Source organism: Methanoculleus sp. UBA430, from assembly GCF_002506585.1.
Lineage (GTDB): Archaea > Halobacteriota > Methanomicrobia > Methanomicrobiales > Methanoculleaceae > Methanoculleus.
In genome coordinates this window covers 425,896-449,609 of record NZ_DAXW01000003.1, presented here as the reverse complement: position 1 = coordinate 449,609, position 23,714 = coordinate 425,896, and the positions used below count along the sequence as shown (strand labels likewise).

30 protein-coding genes and 2 pseudogenes are annotated in these 23,714 nt (G+C 57.4%); 18 read left to right on the top strand and 14 right to left on the bottom strand.

Annotated elements, in window-relative coordinates; genetic code table 11:
- The 11 genes and pseudogenes from BRA49_RS04100 to BRA49_RS13600 form a co-directional block, all read right to left on the bottom strand.
- Positions 1-615: pseudogene (locus BRA49_RS04100) on the bottom strand (hypothetical protein); the annotation flags it as partial.
- Between the two features lie 253 nt (positions 616-868).
- Positions 869-2,170 (bottom strand): CDP-glycerol glycerophosphotransferase family protein, encoded by a 1,302-nt coding sequence (locus BRA49_RS04095; RefSeq protein ID WP_292383716.1) that lies wholly within the window; start codon positions 2,168-2,170, stop codon positions 869-871.
- Positions 2,145-3,281, bottom strand: coding sequence for a glycosyltransferase family 4 protein (locus BRA49_RS04090; protein WP_292383714.1), 1,137 nt, complete (start codon positions 3,279-3,281; stop codon positions 2,145-2,147). Before BRA49_RS04090 ends, BRA49_RS04095 begins: the two co-directional genes overlap by 26 nt.
- Positions 3,282-3,377: 96 nt before the next feature.
- Complete coding sequence (locus tag BRA49_RS04085; protein WP_292383712.1) at positions 3,378-4,334, bottom strand: glycosyltransferase; 957 nt, start codon at positions 4,332-4,334, stop codon at positions 3,378-3,380.
- An 81-nt stretch (positions 4,335-4,415) separates the two neighbouring features.
- Complete coding sequence (locus tag BRA49_RS04080; protein WP_292383710.1) at positions 4,416-5,501, bottom strand: glycosyltransferase family 2 protein; 1,086 nt, start codon at positions 5,499-5,501, stop codon at positions 4,416-4,418.
- A gap of 1,376 nt (positions 5,502-6,877) precedes the next feature.
- Entirely contained in the window at positions 6,878-7,105 is a 228-nt protein-coding gene (locus BRA49_RS04075; RefSeq protein WP_292383708.1) for a hypothetical protein, read from the bottom strand.
- A gap of 177 nt (positions 7,106-7,282) precedes the next feature.
- Positions 7,283-7,573: a type II toxin-antitoxin system RelE family toxin gene (locus tag BRA49_RS04070; RefSeq protein ID WP_292383706.1), complete on the bottom strand. Its 291-nt coding sequence runs from the start codon at positions 7,571-7,573 to the stop codon at positions 7,283-7,285.
- Positions 7,566-7,949, bottom strand: coding sequence for a hypothetical protein (locus BRA49_RS04065; RefSeq protein WP_292383705.1), 384 nt, complete (start codon positions 7,947-7,949; stop codon positions 7,566-7,568). The genes BRA49_RS04070 and BRA49_RS04065 overlap by 8 nt, the downstream gene beginning before the upstream one ends.
- Positions 7,950-8,497: 548 nt before the next feature.
- Positions 8,498-8,770 carry a type II toxin-antitoxin system RelE family toxin gene (locus BRA49_RS04060; RefSeq protein ID WP_292383704.1) on the bottom strand — a complete coding sequence of 91 codons (273 nt, stop codon included), beginning with the start codon at positions 8,768-8,770 and terminating at the stop codon, positions 8,498-8,500.
- Entirely contained in the window at positions 8,767-8,997 is a 231-nt protein-coding gene (locus tag BRA49_RS04055; RefSeq protein WP_014868006.1) for a DUF7557 family protein, read from the bottom strand. Before BRA49_RS04055 ends, BRA49_RS04060 begins: the two co-directional genes overlap by 4 nt.
- A gap of 49 nt (positions 8,998-9,046) precedes the next feature.
- Positions 9,047-9,712, bottom strand: coding sequence for a hypothetical protein (locus BRA49_RS13600; protein ID WP_394339103.1), 666 nt, complete (start codon positions 9,710-9,712; stop codon positions 9,047-9,049).
- A 279-nt stretch (positions 9,713-9,991) separates the two neighbouring features.
- Here BRA49_RS13600 and BRA49_RS04045 point away from each other — a divergent pair, with 279 nt between their 5' ends.
- Positions 9,992-10,213 carry a nucleotidyltransferase family protein gene (locus tag BRA49_RS04045; RefSeq protein WP_292383695.1) on the top strand — a complete coding sequence of 74 codons (222 nt, stop codon included), beginning with the start codon at positions 9,992-9,994 and terminating at the stop codon, positions 10,211-10,213.
- A gap of 106 nt (positions 10,214-10,319) precedes the next feature.
- On the top strand, positions 10,320-10,532 hold the full coding sequence (locus BRA49_RS04040; protein WP_292383693.1) for a hypothetical protein: 213 nt from the start codon (positions 10,320-10,322) through the stop codon (positions 10,530-10,532).
- Positions 10,533-10,661: 129 nt separating this feature from the next.
- Here BRA49_RS04040 and BRA49_RS04035 read toward each other — a convergent pair whose 3' ends face one another.
- Together BRA49_RS04035 and BRA49_RS04030 are read right to left on the bottom strand one after the other, a co-directional pair.
- A complete protein-coding gene (locus BRA49_RS04035) occupies positions 10,662-10,952 on the bottom strand; it encodes a hypothetical protein (protein WP_292383692.1) in 291 nt (96 codons plus the stop codon).
- A gap of 2 nt (positions 10,953-10,954) precedes the next feature.
- Positions 10,955-11,449 (bottom strand): MarR family winged helix-turn-helix transcriptional regulator, encoded by a 495-nt coding sequence (locus BRA49_RS04030; protein ID WP_292383690.1) that lies wholly within the window; start codon positions 11,447-11,449, stop codon positions 10,955-10,957.
- A gap of 272 nt (positions 11,450-11,721) precedes the next feature.
- Here BRA49_RS04030 and BRA49_RS04025 point away from each other — a divergent pair, with 272 nt between their 5' ends.
- From BRA49_RS04025 to BRA49_RS03955, 16 genes and pseudogenes are all read left to right on the top strand, one after another.
- Positions 11,722-12,096 carry a hypothetical protein gene (locus BRA49_RS04025; protein WP_292383688.1) on the top strand — a complete coding sequence of 125 codons (375 nt, stop codon included), beginning with the start codon at positions 11,722-11,724 and terminating at the stop codon, positions 12,094-12,096.
- Positions 12,097-12,298: 202 nt separating this feature from the next.
- Entirely contained in the window at positions 12,299-12,460 is a 162-nt protein-coding gene (locus BRA49_RS04020; protein WP_292383686.1) for a hypothetical protein, read from the top strand.
- A 36-nt stretch (positions 12,461-12,496) separates the two neighbouring features.
- Complete coding sequence (locus BRA49_RS04015) at positions 12,497-13,036, top strand: GNAT family N-acetyltransferase (protein ID WP_292383684.1); 540 nt, start codon at positions 12,497-12,499, stop codon at positions 13,034-13,036.
- Positions 13,037-13,200: 164 nt separating this feature from the next.
- Positions 13,201-13,374 carry a type II toxin-antitoxin system Phd/YefM family antitoxin gene (locus BRA49_RS04010; RefSeq protein ID WP_292383682.1) on the top strand — a complete coding sequence of 58 codons (174 nt, stop codon included), beginning with the start codon at positions 13,201-13,203 and terminating at the stop codon, positions 13,372-13,374.
- 236 nt (positions 13,375-13,610) lie between these two features.
- A pseudogene (locus BRA49_RS13595) lies at positions 13,611-13,730 on the top strand (type II toxin-antitoxin system RelE family toxin); the annotation flags it as partial.
- A 170-nt stretch (positions 13,731-13,900) separates the two neighbouring features.
- A complete protein-coding gene (locus tag BRA49_RS04005) occupies positions 13,901-14,134 on the top strand; it encodes an antitoxin family protein (RefSeq protein ID WP_292383681.1) in 234 nt (77 codons plus the stop codon).
- Positions 14,127-14,549, top strand: coding sequence for a type II toxin-antitoxin system VapC family toxin (locus BRA49_RS04000; RefSeq protein WP_292383679.1), 423 nt, complete (start codon positions 14,127-14,129; stop codon positions 14,547-14,549). Before BRA49_RS04005 ends, BRA49_RS04000 begins: the two co-directional genes overlap by 8 nt.
- 171 nt (positions 14,550-14,720) lie before the next feature.
- Positions 14,721-14,981, top strand: coding sequence for a hypothetical protein (locus tag BRA49_RS03995; RefSeq protein ID WP_292383677.1), 261 nt, complete (start codon positions 14,721-14,723; stop codon positions 14,979-14,981).
- A 381-nt stretch (positions 14,982-15,362) separates the two neighbouring features.
- Positions 15,363-16,529 (top strand): Fic family protein, encoded by a 1,167-nt coding sequence (locus BRA49_RS03990; protein ID WP_292383675.1) that lies wholly within the window; start codon positions 15,363-15,365, stop codon positions 16,527-16,529.
- Between the two features lie 361 nt (positions 16,530-16,890).
- Positions 16,891-17,157 carry a hypothetical protein gene (locus BRA49_RS03985; protein WP_292383673.1) on the top strand — a complete coding sequence of 89 codons (267 nt, stop codon included), beginning with the start codon at positions 16,891-16,893 and terminating at the stop codon, positions 17,155-17,157.
- Positions 17,154-18,731, top strand: a complete 1,578-nt coding sequence (locus BRA49_RS03980) for a hypothetical protein (protein ID WP_292383672.1) — start codon at positions 17,154-17,156, stop codon at positions 18,729-18,731. The genes BRA49_RS03985 and BRA49_RS03980 overlap by 4 nt, the downstream gene beginning before the upstream one ends.
- Complete coding sequence (locus BRA49_RS03975; protein ID WP_292383671.1) at positions 18,724-19,509, top strand: DUF4350 domain-containing protein; 786 nt, start codon at positions 18,724-18,726, stop codon at positions 19,507-19,509. The genes BRA49_RS03980 and BRA49_RS03975 overlap by 8 nt, the downstream gene beginning before the upstream one ends.
- Positions 19,502-20,473 carry an AAA family ATPase gene (locus tag BRA49_RS03970; RefSeq protein ID WP_292383669.1) on the top strand — a complete coding sequence of 324 codons (972 nt, stop codon included), beginning with the start codon at positions 19,502-19,504 and terminating at the stop codon, positions 20,471-20,473. Before BRA49_RS03975 ends, BRA49_RS03970 begins: the two co-directional genes overlap by 8 nt.
- Before the next feature lie 2 nt (positions 20,474-20,475).
- The gene (locus BRA49_RS03965) at positions 20,476-21,720 is read left to right on the top strand and encodes a DUF58 domain-containing protein (RefSeq protein ID WP_292383667.1); all 1,245 of its coding nucleotides are present in this window, start codon (positions 20,476-20,478) and stop codon (positions 21,718-21,720) included.
- Positions 21,720-22,007: a hypothetical protein gene (locus tag BRA49_RS03960; RefSeq protein ID WP_292383665.1), complete on the top strand. Its 288-nt coding sequence runs from the start codon at positions 21,720-21,722 to the stop codon at positions 22,005-22,007. Before BRA49_RS03965 ends, BRA49_RS03960 begins: the two co-directional genes overlap by 1 nt.
- Positions 22,004-22,792 carry a hypothetical protein gene (locus tag BRA49_RS03955; protein WP_292383663.1) on the top strand — a complete coding sequence of 263 codons (789 nt, stop codon included), beginning with the start codon at positions 22,004-22,006 and terminating at the stop codon, positions 22,790-22,792. Before BRA49_RS03960 ends, BRA49_RS03955 begins: the two co-directional genes overlap by 4 nt.
- Here the strand turns inward: BRA49_RS03955 and BRA49_RS03950 are convergent.
- Positions 22,740-23,714, bottom strand: coding sequence for a DUF1616 domain-containing protein (locus BRA49_RS03950; protein WP_292383662.1), 975 nt, complete (start codon positions 23,712-23,714; stop codon positions 22,740-22,742). The genes BRA49_RS03955 and BRA49_RS03950 overlap by 53 nt on opposite strands.

Below are 23,714 nucleotides of genomic sequence, written 5' to 3'. Positions count from 1 at the left end.
TATGTCCCATCCCCAGATATAATTCGATATTAACGTTGTGTGGTAGAGAAGGGAGATCGAGATGCTGAATATGGCAAACGGATATAAACGCTCAGGGATTTTATTGAATAGGATAAGATATGGCACTAAAGCAATAAGGGGAATCAAAATCCATAATATAACGCTATTACAATGTATGTTCACAAAATAAGTCCCAACAATACTGAGCATTGGGAGAATTGACAACAACACGACGCTTGGGGAAACCTTGATAGGATCGTGGTGAAGTGCAGGTAAATTGGGATGCCGATCCTTGAGGCATAAAGCCATCAGAAAAGTAACGACACCGCTTATAGATATTACCAGGGGGTAGAGAGAGATCGGATAGTCTAGTCCAACTAAGGGGCAGATGGCATTCAGAAGAAATCCGGTAAGCATTATGATGGCAATACTGAGTCCTATTGCGTACAGAAGTGATTCGACGAAATTAAGGTAATATAACCTAAGAACCCTAAGGACCAAGATGCCCGGGACAAACGTAAGGTATACGAAACCAACAAACTGCCGTAAGAAGGCAACGGGAAAGCCTAGTATATCTAACCCCATTAATCCCCAAAAGGCAATCTGAACTGCCATTACAACTATGAGGAAACGTCTAGTTTCCCAATGCAGGATCGCGGGTGGCGCAGTTAACTTCAGAAGGACCCCTCAGGATAATAATGTCTTTGTTCCTTTTTGTACATCAAAGGAAATTGATGTAGAAACTGTGACCGATTAGCATAAGAGGATTTCGAAAATCCTTTGCCTTGTCGAATATATTTATTTGTTATAATGGGGACAAAGAGCACTAGATTCCGTGTGTCGTTGAATGAACAATAGTTGAGAATGATTACTGAAATCTCTGCTTGCATGGGATTTCTCCGATTCTGCATTGGATCTGGGTCCAAACTCTTTCACACGACTTCCCATCCTGAAACTGGTTAATTAAATCATTGATGGTATTTCTTTCTCTCTCGTAGTAATTTGGAGCTGAAATGAACTTTTGAATTTCATCCATGAGCGTTTCAATTGTCGTGACTTTTGGCCCTGGCGTCCAAAAATCATAAGGTTCGAGCAAAAACCCTCGAGTTTGTGCATATTGCTCTAAATCCAAAGTTAAGAAAATTATTGGCCTATTTAAGAGTAGGAAGTCAAAATATATCGAAGAATAATCTGTAATTAGGATATCAAAACACTCGAGTACCTCGTATATGCTGATAAGGTGGGTCGTAAGACATTCTGTCTTTAATACGACAATATTTTCGTTACACTGCTCGAAATTATCCTGAGATAACCAATATTTCTCTTCAAAGGGATGTAATTTCAGAACGAACAAGATATTATTATCTCTCAAGAATTCGTTGAAAATTTCCAGCCTTAAAAAATCTAAATGCTCTGTTGTGCCTTCGAATCTATCATAGCCCACTCGAAAGGTCGGCATATACAGAAGTAACTTATTATATTCTGATAGATCCCTGTTCAGCAACTGGGCTAATTTTTGTTCTTTACTGACCATAAAAAGGTAATCATTGCGTGGTTGGCCGGTAATAGCAACCTTTCGTGGATCAATTAAAAAACTAACTACCATTGCATTTCTTGTAGTACTCGATGTCGCGATTAGTATGTTATCAGCTTCTCCTCCGATCCTAAAACCTTGTAGCGAACTTTCAGTTTCCAGATGATCTGCAAATCCCATGGCTTTAAGTGGCATTCCGTGCCACAAATTTACCAGATATTGTTTTTTCACTTTAAGTCTACAGTAGTGATTATGAGTCCCGATGATATATTTCGATCTAAAAATACTATACAGCCCATGAACACTTTTCTCAAGATAAGCTTTTATCCCATTTTGAGTTAATATCTGTAATGTCTCAGGATCGCTAACCAACCAAACAATATCGTATTGCTGATATATTTGATTCGCCATAATATATTCATATAGTGCTTTTGCGTTATCCGAATAATCGGGTTTACTAGCAAAAAGGATTTGGTTATCCTTTTTAGGTATTAGCATATTCAGATTTCGTAGTCCAAAATAAAGCAGTTCTTTTAGGATGCCCTGGTCTAATTGTGGCCGAATCATAGTAATTATCTCGTTTAGATTTGCTGACAGAATTCGTCTGAAATTATACCTTGGAAGGTTCTCTCCCATGAGACATTACCTCATGATAGACACTGCATGTTCTTTTTGCTACTGTCATCCAGGAGAGATTATCTTTCATAAAGATGTAAGCATTCTCCGCCATCTCATCACGCAACGATTTGTCGTCTAGAACTGCATTAATCGCGTTAGCAAGGGCATTTTCGTTTTTTGGAGGGACTATTATCCCTGTTTTACCCTGTTTAACTACCTCTGCGATACTACCTACATCGGTCACAATAACGGGTTTTCGAAATGCATATGCAATAGGGATAATCCCTGATTGTGAAGCATCCGTATACGGGAGTACAACTACACTGGCTCTCTGAAAAAGGGGCGCAACGTCCTCATCAGGAATGTAGTCATTGTACACCTCATAGACAGACTTATATGCCTGATACTCTTCCATTGCTTCGTATTTCGAAAAATCTCCTTCACCTGCAATGATCACCTTTGCTTCCGGACAATGAGAATGAACGAATGGGATCGCTTTAATTAAGTAATTTAAACCCTTATAGTCTCTTATTAACCCGAAAAACAGCATTGTTTCTCCATCGGGCTCGATCTTCTCGTTATGCCACTTTGTATAATAGGAGTAATCACCATGGGGAATTACTGAGATTTTAGTCTCAGGGATTCCTCGTAACAACAGAACGTCCTTCAAATTTTTCCCGTGCACAATTATCCTGCTGCTGGACCCTTCGAGGAGAAAACGGGCGAAGGACCAATTTATTCGTACAAAAAGACTCTCGCCCATATGAGGAGTAGGATCATGCTCTGTTAGAATTATAGGATACTTACGTTTGATAAGATAGAGAGTTATTGCGGCTAATACATCCTCAAATAATAGATGAACAACATCTGGTTTTTCAGAGTTAATTATCTTTAATAACCTGAGATAGGTAAGCGGGTTGATGATACTTAGAAGCGCTCTTCCATACGTTGGATGAAAGTCGAACAGAATAAGTTTGACCTTATCATCCGGATAATGTGATTTGTCATAAAGATACCGACTCATTAAAACAACAACTTCGTTATCTGTCTTGGCAAGGGCTGTTGCCAATTGGGAGAGGTACAACTGTGTGCCCCCCTTGCCGGTGAATTGCATCAGTAAGATTTTCATAAATCATCTATGCCGTTTTGAGGGCCATTTTTCTGTTTCAATATTTTAACAATCATAGATATGAGGAGTATAGAGGGCTCAGCAGATGGAACCTCATTACGTACCCCTCCCTGAGACAGCCTCAATTGTCCCTTTCCAGAACCCGATCGTATACGATGCGTGCTCAAGGACGAACACAATAGGTATCGAGAGAAGATACTCGGGCCTTCGTGCTTTAGCGAGGAGAACCAGAGTGTAGCCGCCGATGATCGCCGCATAGACACCAAGCAGGGCAAAGAACACCAGGGGCGAGATGAACGCCGTCAGGAGGATACCAATGGCCGCGATCGGCGGGGCCACCTGGAGATCCCAGAGCCGGTTGACACCCCGACCGTAGCCGAAGAACTGCATCCTTCTCGCAAAATCCCCGAGCCCCCTCTCCTGGTGGTGGTGAACGATGGCATCCGGCGTGTAAATGATCGTGCCGAGTTGTTGGAGCCGTGAGTTCAGCTCGGTGTCTTCGTTGATGGAGAGGCGGACATCAAACCCGCCGACCGCTACGATATCCTTCTTCCGGTAGATGCTGTTGCAGCCGCTGATGCTCTTGACGATCCTCTTCCCCTTGAGCACCCGGTCCTGGACCGAGTTGGCACTTCCGAGGAAGGTGTCGAGGGCGAGGGCAATGGACTCCTCCCAGAGCCCTTTGCCAACGTTCTTGATCCCCCCTCCCACGCCCACGATGCCGTCGTCAAACTCGCGGACCAGGTTTTCAAGCCAGTCTTTTCGGGGGATACAGTCTGCATCGGTGAAAGCGACGTAATCTCCCCGGGCATGCTCGACACCGACCTGACGTGCACCGCCGACGGTCCCGTGGTCCTCGTACACCACGGTCACCGGGAACTTTCCGGCAACCTCCACGGTGGAGTCGGTGGAGTGCCCGTCTACGACGATGACCTCGTAAGGCTGCAGGGTCTGTTCAAAGAGGGCCTGGAGACACCGTGCGATCTTAGGTACCCCGTTGCGGACAGGAACTACTACGGATACTTTAGGGGTTGAACGTTTGGTCGTGGTCATTGTAATCCTACGCGAAATCGGGAGCTCGTGGCATGCTCCGGCCGGGTTCCAAGCACAATTGCAATCATTCTCAGATCCTCTCTAGTGGGAAGTCCCCTGCTCAGCCTTCCCGGCTCCCTGTCCAGCCGAGGCTCCAGCCGCGGGAGCGACCGCTCCCCCGCTCCCCTGCATCAACTGCACGAGCGAGTACAGGATGATCCCCACCGTCGCCAGCAGCAGCCCGAGGATCAGCATCGAGAACCCGCCGGTGAAGACGATGTAGTGGAACTGGGCAGTCCGATAATACTCGGAGAAGGTGTAGATCTCCGCAGCAACCCCGATGAGGGCAAAGAGCGCCCCCGGGATCCCGAAGAAGACCAGCGGCCGGCGGAGACTGATGAGCCGGACGATGTTCATCAGCACCCCGACGCCGTGGGAGACCGGGTTCTCGCTCGAGGTCCCCTCGATGTCGTAGCGGACCTTGATCGGCACCTCGGCGACCTGCAGGTGGTGGTCGCTGATCTGGATCAGGATCTCGGAGCCCGCGCTCATCCCCTCGCCGCTGATGTGGATGGCCTCGATCGCCTTCCTCCCGTAGGCCCGAAAGCCGCTCTGGGAGTCGGTGATCGCGAGGTTGTTCCCGGCAAGCGTGGTCGCGGTGTCGAGGACCTTCATCCCTACTTTCCGGTAGGCGGGAATATCGCCGGCCGAGCCCTCGACGAACCGGGAGCCGATGACGACGTCGTTACCCTTCCTGAGCTCGGTAAGCAGCCGGGAGATGTCCCCCGGGCTGTGCTGACCATCGGAGTCGATGATGACGAGCTCCTCGGCGCCGAGGTCGCGGGCGGTCGCAAAGATCGTCTGGAGCGCCCCGCCGTAGCCCTTGTTGGTCTTATGCCGGACGACGATCGCGCCGAGCGCCTCGGCGATCGGGACGGTGTCGTCCTTCGAGCCGTCGTCGACGACCAGGACCGCATCCGCGTGCTGCTTGGCGCCGACGATGGTCTTTGCGATGTAGGTCTCCTCGTTGTAGGCCGGCATTGCGACGAGCGTCCGGATGCTGCCGGGGCGCTCCCCCTTCGGCCGGGTTGCCACGCCGTCGACGAGAAGGATCGTCTCCTCGTCGTCCTCGACAACCATCTCGACCGTGCGGGCAGGAGGAGCTGGCGTGCGGGTCCGGGTGGTCACTATCGGTCCTCCCCGGATATGCTATGGATCGCCGGCTCGGGGGAGGGGGCAGCATGGACGCTCTCCGGGCAGGAGAGGGGCTGGGGGGTGGCTGGCTGCATCATGAGTATGCTGGAATGCTGGGTCGTCGGGGAGTCGCCGGAGTGCGACGTTCCTGTGGAATGCGACGGTTCGCGAGAACCGGAGCTTGAGCACCGATAGGTGCAGAGTGCGGTGGGCCCATGGGCCGGAGCATGAGCACCGGAGGTGCGAAGTGCGATGGGCCAGGGGGCCGGAGCTCGAGCACCAATAGGTGCGAACGCGGCCCCGCTGCTTCTAATATCAAATACCATAAATGAAAGTAAAAAGGTGCCGGTATGATTCCGGGCGAGTTAACGATAAATCATGAAAAACCACCCGGTTCCAGGGAGGGAAAGGCGGCGTCCGACACGGAGGGGCGAGAGACTTTTTGGAGGGAAATCCCAATGCGACATATAAAGATGTCTAAAAACGATCGTTTCGCAAATGCCCCGAATTGGGATAATAGCGGTTAAAATGTTGCCTTCCGGGAAATATCATTCATCTCGTGTGAAATTTGAGCAGGGGCGGATCGGGGCGCAGGAATCCCCCCAGGAAGCGATCCGGGGGCGTACCAGAGTTCTTCCGGCGGCCGGGGTCGGCACCCCGGGAGGCCCGGGGCCGGGAGGAAAAAAGCACACGAAACGGCCCCTATTGCAGATGCGCGCAACAAAAACAACTATAACAGAAAACAGAGCGACCAGAGAGCACCCCCGCGGCCGCAGGGAGCACCCGGGCCGGCAGACGGGACAAAAGAGCGGTCCCGCACCCCCTCGTGCCCGCGGAGCGGGTGAAGGCCCCGCCGGCAGACAGTCATCGCTCAAGGCCTGGCCGGCGTATTCTGAGGAGTCTCGCCCGGCACCGTGCTGCCCGGCAGAACCTGGAGCGGCCGGGGATCCCGCCGGGACGACTCCACCCCCGACAGAGGTCGGGGCATTGTTACCCGGGTGCAAAACCGACGGTATTCTATGGCATCAGAGGAGTATATTGAGAGAATGCAGGAGACGGGATGGTAGAATGGGCCGTGTGGAATACACGCATACTGCCGAAAAATTCTTCGGAGAGTTAAGGGGCGATAACGCGAAATATATCAGAAAAATATTGGACAGGGCGGACTACTGCCTTGATGAGCATCTTTTCGATTATGACTCCCGCTGCAATAAAAAAGCAAGGGGTCGAAAACAGGTGCACACAGGCTGCACATAGAAAGAAAGTTTACCTTGATATATACCATTGTTGGAGAGAAACCGGACAGACACGCAAAGGTCCACGAAATTTTGACGTACGAGAGAGCACACCAGACTTACGGCCAACTATGATTAAATCCCGTACTTTGCGCGGAGTTCCTCGGATGTGTACGTTTTCTCTCTGTTGGTTCTTCGGACCATCTCGTCTACCTCTTTAACGTTCACGGCAGTCCCACAGGTCGCCACCGCTTTTGGTTTTGGCTTTAATTCACGCTCAAGGGTCTTGCTGATAGATTCCTTCCCTTTTCTGCGCGAGAGGATCTCGTTATATATCGTGTCGGATACCTCTATCGTCTGCATACACATGGTGTCTGTCAGAGAGAGAAGTATACTTTGTGTGGTGCCCGCGAACTACCCTGCCGGATTGAACCGTCGATAGAAAACTACCCGGTTCCCGGGAGGGAAAGGCAGCGTCCGACACGGAGGAGTGAGAGGCTTTTCTGGAGGGCGATCCCGGTGCGGCCTATAAAAAGAAAATCAGTATAATCCGTATCTGCTGTGCGCCTGGTTTATTCCCATCACATCATCTATGAGGACCCGCTTGTTTTCGTCATCAATACGGTAGAATACGGTGTGTGTCATCGATATGTGAAGGCGGTACGTGCGTTTCTTAGAACCCTTGAGGAGTTTCTTGTTGCATCGCCTGGTCATCGTTTTCAGAAATTCTCCAAGGCATAAAGAGATGACCTCTTTCACATGTACCAGGTCTTTTTTCGGTATTTGTGATAAGTATTTGAGCGCTTCCTCACTGAAGATCAGTTCATACACCTTTGAATACCTCTTCGAAGGTGTAAAACTTAGATTTCTTCTCGATGTTATCTAGATCGGCATCCAGTTTTTCAACATCCCAATTTTCATCGTTGACCATCTGAGATATCACATCATCGTATGTCATGTTCCCCTTCTTCAGCTTCTTCAGCTTCTCCTGGGTCGCACGGCTGACACGGATACTCACCATATCGGAATTATCTGGACTTGCGCTCTGAGTCATAGATAGTGATGATCGCTGCAACGGTATTATGTTTCTGCCGGTGCCGTGGGTGCCGAAGCTGTGGACCGTGAGGGCTATTCGCCTCAGGGGGTGGCGGCTCGCGGGGAGGAGTCTTCCCCTCCCCTGTTTTGCGCAACGATCCGCACTAACCATCAACCCCACCCGCACCCTCAGTGCTCGAACTCCTGCCGTTCGGCAGTCGTTCCTCTCCCCTCAGGGGCGGGGCAGTCATGGCATAAGCGACGTTCCGGAACGTCCGGAACTCGAGCACCACCAGGTGCGCAGCCCGAGGAAAAGCCGTACCCCGGACGGCATGCAAGCGAGAACACCCGCAGGGGATCGCAGACTACCAGGTGGCTCGGGGGGCACCACCCAGACGATCAGCCCGGGTCCGTATGGCCGCGAGGAAAAACCATCCGCACAAGCGACCCCCGACCCCGCCGAAATATAGTTAAGAGCGCTGATGATGACTACCAGTCATGACCCCGGCTGTCACCATCGATGAACGCTATCATGTTCGCCCCGGCATGCCTCGACTGCACGCGGTCGGCTGGTGGTGCCCCATGGGTGGGTCATTTCGGACCTATGTGCAGAGCCGGATTGAGGGGGAAGCGATCGTTCGTGCCGGTCGGGTGGTGCTGCGTCGCGTGCCGGCTAACGAGCTGGGATTGACCTATCGGTTTCGCAGTTTTTGCGACACATCAATATTTCCGATAGACGTTGCTCCGGTTGCCGACATCGATCGCGGCAATAACCATCACATTATCCTCGAACACAAGAGTGATCCGGTACTGTCCCACACGAAAAGAATACAACGGACTATTCGGATGTCCTTTCAGTTTTTTGGCGTACAGGCGAGGGTACGGCTCGTCTGCCAGGGCGTCGAGTTCGTCCTTGATTCGTTGGGCATCAAGGTCCGGGAGTTTATTGAGTTTCCGCTCGGCCTCTGGCAGGAGGTGAAGCCGCCAGATCATTTAAGGCCACGTTCCCGAGCATACTCTTCGAAGGGGCGACCCCGACCGGCCCGCATGTCCGCAATGCTTTCTTCGATCTCCTGCAGGGTCTCTTCAGAGAGCGGTTCCGGATCGAAGAACGCGTCCAGGATACGATTGAGTGTCTCGTCATAACTCTCCCGAGGATGCGTTTTCAGGGTATCCAGGCGGGACTTGGTCTCGGGTTGGAGCTGGATCGTCGTTGCCATAACTACCCATAGGTTGCCATAAGATATAACGATTTTGTCAGGGCTCCGTTCAAAATAATGGGCTGAGGATTCCCGCGACTTGAGTCGTGGGAGGAATCGGCCCTCCACATATCCCGATACCCTTTTTCACTTTCACCTCGCGGCGGTATTCTTTATGCCGGGCGAGCGCCAATCGAGACGGTGTATGCAATCGGCGACTGAGTTGCGGTTTTTTGCGTCTCCCGACGAACGACTGCTGCTGTTCGCCACGATGGAGCGGTACAATGCGGCCTCGCCGGTTGCCTTTTCTGAGGGGCAGTTCTCTGACCGTGGGCTCCAGGCCAGACGGTATCATCGTATCCGGGGGACCTCCGGGCTCTCGGCACAGATGACCCTTCTTGCCCTCCGCAAGGTTGCCGGGAGTTATCGGAGCACCCGGGAGGCGATCAAGGAGCAGAACAAGATGCTCGCCGCTCTCGGCAAACCCCAAAAGTCTCTCACCGAGATCTCGTTCCGGGAGCACAGGGCCATCTGTTACGATGCCCGGGTACTCTCCCTCGGTCGGGACCGGGTAAGCATTTTGACGCTGGACGGCCGGATCAACCTCCGGTACAGGAGGCGGTCTCTGAATGAGACCGCCGAAACCCTCCATAACCTCCTCGCGGGCGAGGCCGGCCTGCCGGATGGTCGCTCGCAATATCCCTCTCCCGGGTTCTTCTCTCTGATGGACAATGATACTTCTTCCATCAGAATGCTGCAGAATGATGTGACTGCCCCTCTGCCGGGTAAAAACCCATATCGTCTACCGGGATCAACCGGCGCGATCCAAGGCCAACCCCTAACCGGCAAAACCTCATATCCCCTGATGGCAAAGAACTATCATCGGCAAGTCCCGGAGGCGATCGCTGGTGAAAGAATATCAATCCATCAAACCGCAAGTTCTGGCCCTCCTTGAGCGTGAGCTTCAGGTCCTCCGAGAGAAATAGATATTGAAACAATCGGTATCTTCGGCTCCGTGTCGCGTGGGGAGGATACACCGGAATCAGATCTGGATATCATATACTCATTCTGTCCGGAGATGGACACTTACGACAATTTACTGAATTTAGGGGACTTCCTTGAGGACCTCTTTCAGAGGAAAGTAGATCTGGTCTCCGTTGAGTGGATGAGTGAGAGGTTCCGTGCTAGCGTGATGGCGGAGGCTGTTTCCTGTGCACGCGAGCGAGGTACGGCATGACCGGGTTGCGGTTGCGATCGGCCGTATACGGGAGGGAAACCATCCCCATAGCAGCCCCGGGTTCCATCGAAACACGTTGCGCTGGAACTGGCGGTGACTACCGGCCATGACCCCGACCGTCACCCTCGATGAACTCTATCTCGAGATCAAGAAGATCCAGGAGACAATGGTCCGGCGGGAAGATCTCGATGCCCTCCTCGATACCATCGAGATCTCGAGCGATCCCGAGACGATGGCGATGATACAAAAGAGCGAGGAAGATATCGCTGCCGGACGATTCCGAGAGATCTCTTCGATAGACGACCTTTTCAGCGAGTGATGGAATGGACGATCCCGAGGATCGACACGTTTGACGAGAGCCTCTCAAAACAAACAAAGAATGGATAACCGACCCGGAAAAGGCTCCAACGCTTAAAACAGGAAGTAGAAGGTCATAAGCCGGGTTAATTCACATCTCTCCCTTTCGCTCGGCCTCCTCGACGTTTTTTTGATTGAGCGCCATATACTCTGCAAGCGACTCATAAAATTGCCGGGTCATCCGTATCTGGAAAAGAAACACCCTTTTCACCTCCGGAATACTGAGGTTTCCTTCGTTATCGACCTTCGGCTCAATGACGTCACAGAAAAAGTCGATGGATCCGGCCTGGGCGTTCAGCCAGGTATAAGCCCCGTCTATACTGATAACCCTATAATCCGGCGCCTTCTCTGCGATAATGTGAACATTCCCGTCTTCTGGCATAATTACGCACCTACCGCCGTCGGGAGTCTTGGTTTGGCTGCACCCCTGATAGCGGACGATCTACCGTGTTGAGACCCCCCAAGTACATGCGATGCGGGATTCATGGGTGACGTGACTACCTGCCTGTGCTCAGGCGAACTCGTGCTGTAAGCAGGCGGTGCATTTCTTTTTGGGGGAATAACCAGATCGAACATGGCGTTGTAAAAATTTTGACCGAGCATCGATAATTCGTAATAGGACCTGGCGTTATCATCTGCGTCTTTGAGGCTTTTAGCACGTTTATAGACAATTCCGCCTGCAACAAGCGATTTCAAAATTCTATCGATCTGAGATGGATTCATATCGAACAAATCCCTCAACTCGCTGAAACTCATTCTCTCATTTTGAAGAAGAGCGGCGTAGACAGCCCATTTTTCATTCGCGTCCAGGTTTTGCACCAATTCCCTGGCCTGCACGGGAATTTTATTGAGATAGGTATCAACCACTTCCTGATCCATCGTCTCAGCACCTCACCCCGGGTTTAGAACCTGTAACTTATTATATCTTTATATCAGCAAAGTTACATTTTTTAAACTAACTGCCTTAATGGTTTGTAGGGGACTATGATAGTAACGTATGATACCTCCGGACAATCGCAGTAGAGAGGAGGAATACACTACATTTTTTAAAGACGGTTCAGATTGGTATTTTCGGTTACTTCTCTCAATCCCGCATAGATGACCTGGCGAGAGTCAAAGAATCTTTGACAAAGCGTGGATTGAACGTAAAAATGTCGATAAACCTGCATGAAGCGTTTCCAAGACGACCAGATGAGACCTATGCAGGATACTCCCTTCGGATCAGCGAAACGCTATACAATTCAAGTAAAATATATATTTTCGTTCTTATTCCGCCCGCCGAAAGAGAAACAAGACTGCTCGATTCCGTCGGGATGGAATACGGCTGGTGCTATCGAGATAGAAAACCACATGTTGCGACGTTCATAAGAAAAGGAACCAATCTGGCAACATTACCTCAAGGGGCACTTGATAGTATGAGGCCTACATGGACCGTAGATAGCTACAACAAAATTGACGATATCTTTGCTACTGCAATAGCATACTGCGAATCCGCTATTCGGGAGATGTTCTCCAGAGTCAATTGAGCCTGTTGCTTCGCCGTATGCTCTCCGTGACAACAATGAACCTCTCCGGGCGGTCGCTTTCCGCCTTCCTGGATGAGGAACCCGATCTCTATACCGCGAGAGATGCCAGGGCCGCGTGCCGGCGAACGGGGTACTAAGGTATATCTACACAGAGGGCGAAATTACACCGTAACGCACCAAAGCCTGCGAGGATGGTGATAACATGGCCCAGAAGATTGAATTAGGCCTCTACCTGGAAGGCGACGACGCCCGCCGCTTTGAGGAGTACATGGCGGATCCCGACCGGTACGACACCCCGGAAGGGCGGGAGATGACCCGGTGGGTACGTGCTCACGGAGAGGAACTGGTAAAATCCATCCGCTGACACCTCTCGGCTCCGACCTATTTTTAAGCGATTGAGATGCCCTCCAGAAACCTCCCGGCAACCCCGGACGCCAAACTACCAAAGATACCCCTATCGGACATATCTTTCGAGCACCTCGCCTCAGATCACGACCTCCTGTCTTTTTCCTGCAGGCAACAGGAACTGAACGACTACCTGACCGCCGACGCGCTGAAAAATCAGGATGCTCATGTTGCTGTTACCTATCTCGCCATCTACGACGGAACGTGTGTAGGCTATTTTTCAATCTTAAACGACAGTATCATCAAGAAGGACATCGATCCTGAGGACGATAAAGAGTGGTATACCCACTCTTATTATCCTGCAATCAAGATCGCCCCTACACACCAGGATTACGAAGGAAGAGACATTGGGCGAGCCATGTTAACCGCGATACGGTCGATAGCGACGGAAGTATCGAGACACTCAGGATGTTGCGTTCTCACCGTCGATGCCAAACCCGATGCCGAATCATTTTACGAGAGGTTTGGATTTCACAGAGCTTTGAAAACCAGGAAGAAGAACACCATACCAATGTATCGCTGCAACATATTCTGAGATCCCGGGTAGGATCACGTCATGAGGGTTTCACGGCATAGAGAGGCCTTAGCATCCCCTGTATTGCAGGTAAGTCGTTTCCTCAGGCCCCCTCACCCCGGCGGCGGAGCGGACGAAGATTGATAGTTCCTGCACCCCATACAGAGGTAAGGAGGTCACAGCAGTTGAGTGCAGAGCGCTATGTCGTCGATGAACACGGCAACCGGGTCGCAGTCATTCTCCCCCTGCAGGAGTACGAGCAAATGCAGGAAGACCTTCACGACCTCGCCGTTGTAGCGGAGCGGCGCGACGAGCCGGCCATAGAGTTCAGCGAGTCCAGGAAGCGGTACAAGCGGTAATGGCGGGATGCGCGATCCGCATCAAGGCAAGCGTCAAGAGAGATATCGTGGCATTGCCGCACGATATAGTTGCGATGGACCGCAGCACCGGAGTTCGAGCACAGAAGGTGCGAGCGACGACTGTCGGAACGACAGGAGTTCGAGAAGCCGTCAGGCTTCGAAGCCGCGCATTCTCCAGAGTATAGAGGCTCTCTCCGAGACGCCCCTGCCGTTGTGCGCAAGTTAAGCGGCGGCAAGAGCATCTCTACCGGATCCGCGTGGGGGACTATCGGATCATATACGCCGTACACCACGCGGAGCAGGAGGTTATCATCCTCTACATCCGCCATCGTCGCAGTGCCTACCGTGGATTGTGATCTCAAGAACTCGTGGGCCCGGAGGGGAGACCGGGGCGATGATGAACCTCTCCGGGCGGTCGTTCTCCGCCTTCCTGAACGACGAGCCTCTATACCATAGGGGACATGAGAATCATTAATAGTTCCCAAAGACCATGATCACCAAGAGGGGTACAGGAGGCGGTCTTTGAATGGCAAAAACACTGAAAGTCCTGTTTGACGGCTCGGTCTTCCGGCCGTCCGGTCCCGTCGACCTCGAGGCGGGGAAGAAATACACCATTACGGTACAGCTCGCCCCGGAGGAGCCTGACAAGGATCCCGCTTTCGACATCGCGTCGCTTGCCGTAGATACCCATATCTCCGACCTTGCAGAGGAGCACGACCACTATCTGTACGGATCGCCAAAACGGGTTGCTCATGAGTAATGACAGGTGTTTTGTCGATTCGGCTTGCTGGATCGCTCTCCTGAACAAACACGACAATCTCCATAAAACCGCCGAAACCATTTACAAAGACCGAATGGAGGCAGGATCCGAGTTCGTCACCACGTCCTCCGTACTCGTCGAGACATCCAACGCTCTCTGTCATCCCGCATTCAAACCGTCCGTCATCGCATTTCGCCGCCGCCTTGAATCGTCACCCCGGGTAGAGATTGTCTTTGTCAATCCCGACCTATGGGTGAAAGGATGGAGTATCTACGAGACACGGCTGGATAAAGCCTGGAGTCTTACTGATTGCATCTCCCTTGCAGTCATGAAGGAACAGGGGCTCTCCGATGCCCTGACCGGTGACCGGCATTTTGTCCAGGCCGGCTACCGAGCTCTGTTCGTCGACGACTGAGGATGGCCGGATAGAAGCAGTCGAACGGGGGAGCCGGCGCACGTATACCTTCAGCGACAAAAGGGGCGCGAATATGCAGGAAACGGAGAGAGATCTCGACAGCGCCTATATTACCCGGACAAGCATCGCAGGAAACCTGACGCCGTCCTACGATAAGGAGAATGCCGAGGAGTGCATCGAACACGCGGACTCGATCTGCAGTGCCGCGAGACAAGCGCTCTCTTTGTGATCGAGCAGGTCCGGGACCTTGCCCGGGGCGCGCCGACACGTCTCCGCCGTCATCCTGCAAAGGCTGTTCTCCCCGGCGACTTCCACGAGGGAAGCGATGTCGTCGGGGACGTTCGCAAGCGGTTCCACGAGGCCGGGCGGCTCGATCTCCCGGTCGAACCGATCTGCTGCACCGGGGAAGAGTTCGCCGGTCCGGAGCCCTAACCCGTTCATCCGGGAGGGCGTCCGGGTGTAAGCAGGAACACACAAGCTTCCCGATACGTTGCACTGCTGAGCCTCTCGATTTGCGGTCTCCGCGGTGCACCCCGGTGACCGTGAGAGTGCCTCCGGCGCCAGTCGACGACCGGCTCAGCGTACCACCGTCCCTCGATCGCTTCCCTGACGTTCTCCAGCCTCTCCTTGACCGTCTCGCCCGGGATGCAGCGTCCCGAAAGCGCCGGACCCCACCGTCCCGGGTGTCGCGACGACGAGACCCGGTCAACCTGCACGCCCCGTTCTAAATTAAGCAAACTTAACATAGAAGGCGATCCACCACTCTAAGTAAACAAAAGTTAACTTAGAAAACACTCATCTCACAGGTGCACCATGCAAGAGAGTCGATCCGGGAATTTTGTTCACCAAAAAGGTGGCTACAACGCATTTATACCAAAGAGCCTCCCACCCGACCCGCCGATCGTGTACGATGAAACACTACAGTACCTCCTCTCGGAGGCCGACCGGGCGCTTGCAAGGCTCGACGGCATAGCGGTGACGCTCCCCAACCCCGACCTGTTCATCGCCATGTACATGAAGAAAGAGGCGCTGCTGAGCTCACAGATCGAGGGGACAGAGGCCTCGCTCAAAGGGGTCCTGGAGTTCGAGGCGAACCTCAAACCGACGGAGAACATCAACGATCTCCGTGAGGTCGTCAACTACCTGCGGGCCATGGACAGCGGGCTGGAACAACTCAAAAATGCTCCGATATCCCTGGATCTCATCAGGGACATCCACTGCATCCTGATCAAAGGGACGCGGGGTTCGGATCGGGAGCCGGGCAACTTCCGGACCGTCCAGAATTACATAGCTCGATCGGGGGCAACCTCGATCCGGGAAGCCGTCTTCGTGCCGCCACCCCCAGAACGCATTGAAGCCCTGATGCAGGACCTCGAAGCCTTCATCCTCGAAAAAGGCTCTATACCGCCGCTCATCAAGATCGCTCTCATTCACGCCCAGTTCGAGACCATTCACCCGTTCCTGGACGGAAACGGCCGTATGGGGCGGCTGCTCATAACGTTTTACCTCTGCGGGAAAGGGATCCTTGCAAAACCGCTCCTGTACCTGAGCATTTATCTCAAAAGACACCGGGAGGAGTACTACCGGATCTTGAACGAGATCCGGACAGATGGAGCATGGGAGGCATGGCTCCGGTTTTTCCTGCAGGGAATCATCGAGGTCTCAAACGAGTCGATCGCGTCGGCACGGGAGATCATCCGCCTGAAAGATAGTGTCATCGATACGCTCCTCCAGCACGACATCGGTGGGGCGAACGCCGTAAAACTGGTGTACGCACTCTTCGATGAACCGATCATCACCACGCGGGAAGCAGCGGAGGTGCTCGGGGTGAGCGGGCCTACGGCATACCAGTTGATCGGGAAACTGGAGGAGATCGGCATCTTAAAGGAGATCACCGGGAGGCAGCGGTTCAAAAAGTACATGTTCACGGATTACGTCTCGATCATCGAGCAGGGGACTCGACCGCGCCCTGGAAGTTGAGATCCCACCAGAGTGCCGGATCTTTCGGGAGGGATACGCCTGCCCGATAGCGATGCCGGCCGGATTCCATACTGGTGAGCGCGATGCTGATACGGAGCCGGCAGATAGCCTCCTGCTCCCGGGAATCTTCACGAGTAAGCTCCCACTAAGTAAAGAAAACTTAACGTAGACGGGGGAAGCCCACTCTACGTAAACAAAGCTTAACGTAGAGGAACCCCGGCGGGTGGCCCGGGCATCCCGTGGGGACCCTCCGGATCAAGACCACCGCCCCACGAAACCGCCCGATTCCCCCCACCCCTCCGGAAGGGGAATACCACAGTTTCAATAGAATTATCACCCGTAGAGCCGAAAAATGATCAGGATGGCGGGTGCGAAGAAATACCATGCGGCGGCCGTGCTCGCAGCCTGGCTCATCATCGTCGCCTTCTTCATGGTCCTGAACCGCACGCTCGACCTCGAGGTCTTCTTCGTCCTCGCCCTGATCGGCCTCCTCGTCGTCGCGGTCCTGATCGACGGGGCCTTCTCCCGCCCCCGCTACATGCGGTATGTCGGCTACCTCATCGCGGCCGGAGTCGCCCTCTTCGCCTACATCGTCGCCCAAAAAATCCTGGAGATCCTTGCCGCATGAACGCCCGGGCCTCGCACGCTATCCTCGCGGCGGCAGCCGTCCTGGTCCTCCTCCTCCTCGCCGGGGAAGCAGTCGATCCCGTCCTCTACACGGCCGAGAACACCTCGACCGCCGCCCACGCCGACCCCGCGACCGTCAAAGAACGATCCCCCGGGAACGCCGCGGCGCTCGTTCCCCTGATGGACGACCTCCTGGGCCAGACCGGGACCCTCGCTCTCACGATCAAGCTCAAGGACTACGAGAGCGCCGAGCGCGACCTCGCCCGCTACAGCGACCTCTCGGCGCAATTTGACAAACTCGTCGTCACGCTCGACGTCTCCGGGACCGACGTCGGCGAGTTCCAGCAGAACAACCGGCAGAACCAGGAGGCCCTCGCGACCCTCTTGAACGACACCCGGCGGTTCGAAGACCTCAAGCGCCTTGAGATCGAGGTCCAGGACGGCGAGCAGCGCATGGCGATCGCCTACGAGGGCGAGGCCCTCCGGCAGAAGATGCGGGAGGGCTTCGCTTCCTATGCGAAGCGAGAGACCGCGACGACCCGGATCGCCGAGCACTACGGCGCGAACGCCACCCCCTACCAGGAGAGTGTCGAGGACTTTGCGGAGGTCGCGGATGCCGCGGACGACCGGCCGACCGGCGGCGGCACCGTAAGATCCCCCCTCGGTATCGCGGTCACCCCCGATACGGGGCGCTACGGCGAGACCCTCAGGATCGCCGGCCGCTACGCCGGCGGCACCCCGGGGACCGCCGTCGAGGTCTACGTCGACAGCCGGGTCGCCGCGACCGTCGCCCTCGATGCAGACGGCACCTACGCCTACCCCTACCGGGTCGGCCGGGTCCTCGCCGGACCGCACCTTGCCTACGCCACCGCGGGCGGGGTCTACTCCGGGGTCGCGACCTTCGAGGTCTTCCCCAAAAACACCACCATCACCCTCGCCGCCGCGGAGGTGAACGCGACCGCCGTCGCCTGCACCGGGAACCTCACGGCGGAAGACCGGCCGGTCACGGGTGCCCCGGTCCTGCTCCGGGTCGATGATGGTACCCTCGTCGCCGGAGAGACCGACGGAAACGGCACCTACCGAACCGAGATCGTCCTCCCCGCCGGGGAGCACACCCTCCGGGCGGAGTTCCACGCCGCAGGCTACCCGCTCAACGCCTCCGGGAGCGAGGCAGCGACCGTCTTGATCCGGGGCGAAGGGCTCTCGCCCCTCCCGTTCATCGCGGCAATCGCCGCCGCCCTCGGGACCGGGTGGTACCTCCGGCGGCGCCGGCCGGAGGAGAGCCCTCCCGCGGCCGCAGAACCCCCAGCGGAGCCGGAGATCATCGAGACCGAACCAGAGGTGACCGCCGCGGGCCTTCCCCCGCGGGAGGCGGCGACCGTCCTCTTCCGGGCCCTCCGTGCCCGGCTCGGTCTTCCCGAGACGAAGACCCCGCGGGACTGCGCCCTCCTCGCCCCCGACCATGCCGGGTTCTTCGAGCGCTACGAGCGGATCCGGTACGCCGGCGAGATCCCGACGGAGGAGGAACTCACGAGCATGGAGAAAGTTGCCCTCGGAGGTGATCCGGATGCGTGAGACCTGGACGGTCCTCCTCATCCTCCTCCTCGCCGGTGCTGCCGCCTACGCCCACGCGACGACCACCACCGAGGAGTTCAGCCGCTACAACGTCGGCTGGAACGGCACCTCGGCGCTCACCGTTGACGAGGACCCCGGGGCGACCCTCCTCATCCTCGCGCCCGAGAAACCGTTCACCCCCGAAGAGGTCGGCTACCTGCGGATGTTCCTCGACGACGGCGGCTCACTCCTCGTCGCCGACGAGGAAGGCAACGCCAACCAGCTCCTCGCCGACCTCGGGAGCACGATCCGCGTCCGGCCCGGGAACCTCTCGAGCCTCGACCGCGGCCACACCGACCCCGGGCTCTTCAGGGGCTACGTCGTCGGGAACAGCACCCTCTTTGCCGGCATCGAGACCCTCCTCACGAACCGCCCCGCGGCAATCGAGGGGGGCGAGCCCCTCGTCGAGACCTCGGTCCTCACCTGGGACGACGGCGACGGTGACGGCCGGGTCAGCGGCGACGAGACCTTTGCGAGAAGAGTCGTCTGCGCACGGGAGGGGAACCTCACCGTCCTCGGCGACCCGAGCCTCTTCGTCAACGCCATGCTCGCCGAGAACCCGGCGTTCATCGAGAACCTTCAGCCGGTCCGGATCGACGTCCACAGCAGGACCGGCACTGCTAACCCGATCATCAACACCAGAGTATGGATACAGCAGACGCCGCTCGCCGCGGCTGCCCTGGCCGCCCTGGCCGTCCTGCCGGTGGCCTGGCACTTTGGGAGGAAGAGAGATGACTGACGACCAGACCAGACAGATCAAAGAGATTACAACCGCCTACGAAGAGATCCGGACGACTGCCCAGCAGGTGGTCGTCGGGAACCTCCACCTCATCGAGGGGATCTTCATCACCATGATCAGCGGCGGCCACCTCCTCATCGAGGGGGTGCCGGGAACCGCGAAGACCACGATCTGCAAGATCATCGCACGACTGATAGATTACGAGTTCCGGCGGGTCCAGGGTGCCGTGGACATCCAGCCCGCCGACATCATCGGGGTCCGGATCTACGACCGGAACAGGAACGAGTTCATCCTCCAGAAAGGGCCGATCTTCACCAACTTCCTGATGATCGACGAGATAAACCGCTTAACGCCCAAGACCCAGAGTGCGCTTCTTGAGGCGATGAGCGAGCGACAGGCGACGATCGACGGGACGACCTACCCGCTCCCCGACCCCTACTTCGCCATCGCCACCCAGAACCCCCACGAGGCCGAAGGGACCTTCCCGCTCATCGAGGCGCAGTGCGACCGGTTCATGTTCAGCACCACCCTCAACCATCTCGACAGCGAGAACGAGCTCGAGGTCCTCCGCCGGGAGCGTGCCGGGGAGCTGGACTGGGAGATCTACCAGAACCAGGTCGCCTCCATCCTCAGCCCCGCGGACGTCCAGGCCATGGCCGCGGCCGCCCGGGAGGTCCGGGTCGACGAGACGGTCATGGCCTACATGCGCGACCTCGTCCTCGCCACGCGAAATCACGGCGACGTCCGGCTCGGCGCAAGCTCCCGTGCCTCGATCGCCCTCCTCCGCGGCTCGAGGGTCAAGGCGGCCCTGAACGGCCGTGACTACGTCATCCCCGACGACGTCCGGGCCCTTGCCCTCCCGGCGTTGCGCCACCGCATCCTCCTCACCCGGGAGGCGACGATCACCGGGATCACGGCGGAAGGGGTCATCGCCGAGATCGTCGAGAGCGTCGGGGTGTCCTAGGGATGATCCGGCCGACCCGGACGAGCGGGGGCATCGCCGCTCTCGCCCTCGCCCTCACCGTCACGGCGCTCCTCATTGCAAACCCCGCCGCGGCGCTCGCCGCCGGGACCCTCGCCCTCTTCCTCCTCTGGCGGGGATGGCGGTTCGAGCGCGACCTCGCGGCCGCGGCAGCCTCGCTTGCGGTGACCCGCGAGGTCGACCGGACGATCCTCCGGCAGGGGACGGCAACAGCCGTCCGGGTGAAGGCCGACCTCGCCGTCCCGGCCGGCCTCGCAGTCCGGGTCCGCGACCTCCCGCCGGCCGTCGCGGTCGGCGACGCCCCGCTCTCCCCACCCGGGAAGACCGCGACCTACACCATCCGGCTCATGGCCCCGGGGGAGACCGCGTTTGCCGGCGTCGTCCTCTCGGCAAGCGACGCCTTCTTCTCCCGCGACCTCGTCTGCCGCCGCTCTAACGCCCCGCAGATCCGGGTCTTCCCCGCGGGGACCGCGGAGAACGGGAGGGGAACGGGTGCCACCGGGAGCGACGCCGAGGTCGACCGGCGGGCCGCGCTTGAAGGGCAGGGCATCCGGGGGTTCCGGCCCTACCAGACCGGCGACGACCCCGGCCGGATCGACTGGAAGGTCACGGCCCGGCGCGACGCCTACTACGTCCGGGAGCAGGCCGGGCTCGAGGGGGGCTCGCCCCTCATCGCCGTCGACCTCCCGGCCCGGGCCGGGGACCCGGAGACCAACGCCCGGTTCTCGATGGCCGTCTGCGGCGCCGTCGAAGGGGCGATCAACGCCCGCGACGGCTGTTCGCTCCTCGTCGTCGCCGGCGGCGAGGTCGTCCGGTTCCTCCCCCGGACCATGGACATCCGGGAGGCCGTCGCGGCCCTCGGCGGGCTTGCACCCCTCGAACCCCGGACCCCCCTCTACCGCGCGCCGGGGCCCGCCGTCCTCGCAGGACGGGCCAGGGTGAACGGGCGGGGATCCGGCCCGGAGGAGAAGACCTACCTCACGAGGTTTGCCTCCGTCATCGCCGCGTTTGCGAAACAGAGCCCCGTGCATTTTTCGGCAGCGGTACGGGCGGCGCTCGGCCGGGCGGATGCCTCGGAAGTCCGGATCTACTCCCTTCTTGCACCGGGCGATAGAAGCCACCTCGTCCAGCTCGCCCGCGAGGCGAAGGTCCGGGGGATGCGGATCGTTCTCCGGGCCCCCGCCGGCGCCGGGACCATCCCCGGCATCGACACCGTGGAGGTGCTCTGATGGAGTTCGACCGAACGTTCCTCCTCCTCTGCGGGGCCGAGGTCCTCGTCGTCGCGGTCGGCAACCTCGCGGCGGCCCTCATCCTCCAGGTGATCGTCCTCGGTGCGTTCCTCGACGAGCGGCGGGGCTACCCGGTCTTCGCTGCCGGTGCGGTCCTCTTCGCCGCGGTTCTCCACGTCACCGGGATCACCGTCCTCCTCGGCCTCGCGGTCGCCCTCGGCTGCGGCTACCTCGCCCTCACCGCCTACGACTACCGGCTCACGCTCCGGGCAGGAGAGCGAGCATGACCAACAACCCCTACCGGGGAGCCTTCCTCCTCATCGTCGCCGCGGCAGGCCTCCTCGCCCTCGCGGCCGCGACCGGGAGGGGGGATATCACCACCGCGACCCTCGTCCTCGCGGGCGCCGGGTGCTTCATCGCCGGGGTCTTCCTCCTCGCGCTCCACAAGGGCGAGCCGCTCGATCCCGAGATCGCCGCCCTCCTCCCCGCCCAGGGGACGATCACCATCGCCACCCTCTGCGCCGACCTCGGGGTCCAGGGCGACGCCTGGTTCGTCCCGACCGATGGGACGGTCATCGAGGTCATCCCGGTCGCGGGCACCCTCCCGGCGATCACCGGCGACGACTACTCCTACATCACCGCCGAAGGCGCAGCCGCCGTCAGGATAGCGCCCACCTGCGCCCCGCTCCTCGCACACCTGCGCGCAAAGCACGCCCTCGAGGTCCCCGAAGAGGACGAGGCCCTCCTTGCCTGCATCGTCGAGGTCTGCGACGACCTCCTCGAGGTCGCCGGAAAGACCGGGGCTACGAGAGACGGGGGAAACATCGTCGTCACCCTCGCCGATTACCGGCTCATCCCCGGCTGCCGGGCGGTCCGGGCGGCCTCGCCGAAGTGCTGTACCATGGTCGGCTGCCCGGTCTGCAGCCTGCTTGCCGCGCTCGCGGCGCTCGGGACAGGGGAGCCGGTAACGATCGAGCACGTCGGCGTCGACGAAAAAAGAAAGATCCTCAGGGTAATTCTCAGGCCGGCCGGACCCGCACCCAGAGATGCAGGTCCCGGTAACTCGCGTTGATCCGCTCCTGCCCCTGGACATCCGGGCCGGGAACCGTCTCGTTGAAGAGCAAGAACTCGATCCGGTTGTAGTCCGGCGAGGGGACGGAGAAGTTCCAGGCCATCTCTTCTGTCCCGTTGTGGGGGACCGTCACCATAAACCCGTCGAGCGGCTCGGCGGCATGGATCGTCGACGTATTCGTCGTGGAATCAAAGGTCTGGTTGAGGGCCAGTGCCTCGACCGTGTAAGGGATCTCCCGGTACTCGTGGTTCCCGACGCCGACGATGAGCGACTGCGTCGAGCCGGCCGCAAAATCGATCGGGTAGTCCGCGGCCTTCCCCCCGGGCCCGAGGATGTAGAACTCGGTGAAACGCTCCCCCTCTTTTGGCACCGCGATGACGTAGGCGGTCGTGGAGATGGCCGCGACGATCGAGACCACGAGAAGAGCCGAGAGCCCACGGTCGAGCCGGGAGGCGCCGGGATCATAGAACTCCGTCCACGCTGCACCGAGCATCTCCCGGGCCGGAACGGTGAACCGGTCGCCGGCCGGGAGGAGGAGGCGCCGGTACCAGGCGACCAGGGTCATGGCGAGGGTGAAGAGCGTGAGCGATGCCAGGATCGGGTCGAGCCGGATCCCCCAGGGGGTGTAGTTCAGCGCGAGCCCGATGAGGGGGACGACGGCGATCGAGAGCCCAAACGAGAGGGCGACCCGCTCGATCCCGTCGAGGTCGCCTTTCGCCGGGAAGAGCGCGGCGATCAGGGCGTAGCCAGGGACGAAGAGGACCATCGCCACCCCCAAGAGGATCCGCAGAATGCTCTCGTTCAATACCGGGACGTAGACACAGAGCAAAGTCGCGGCCGTGACGGCGGCGACCGCGACGAGGTCGCCGGGGACGTCCCCGGCAGCCTCGAGGATCAGGGGTTGTTGGTCATCAGTCGTCAT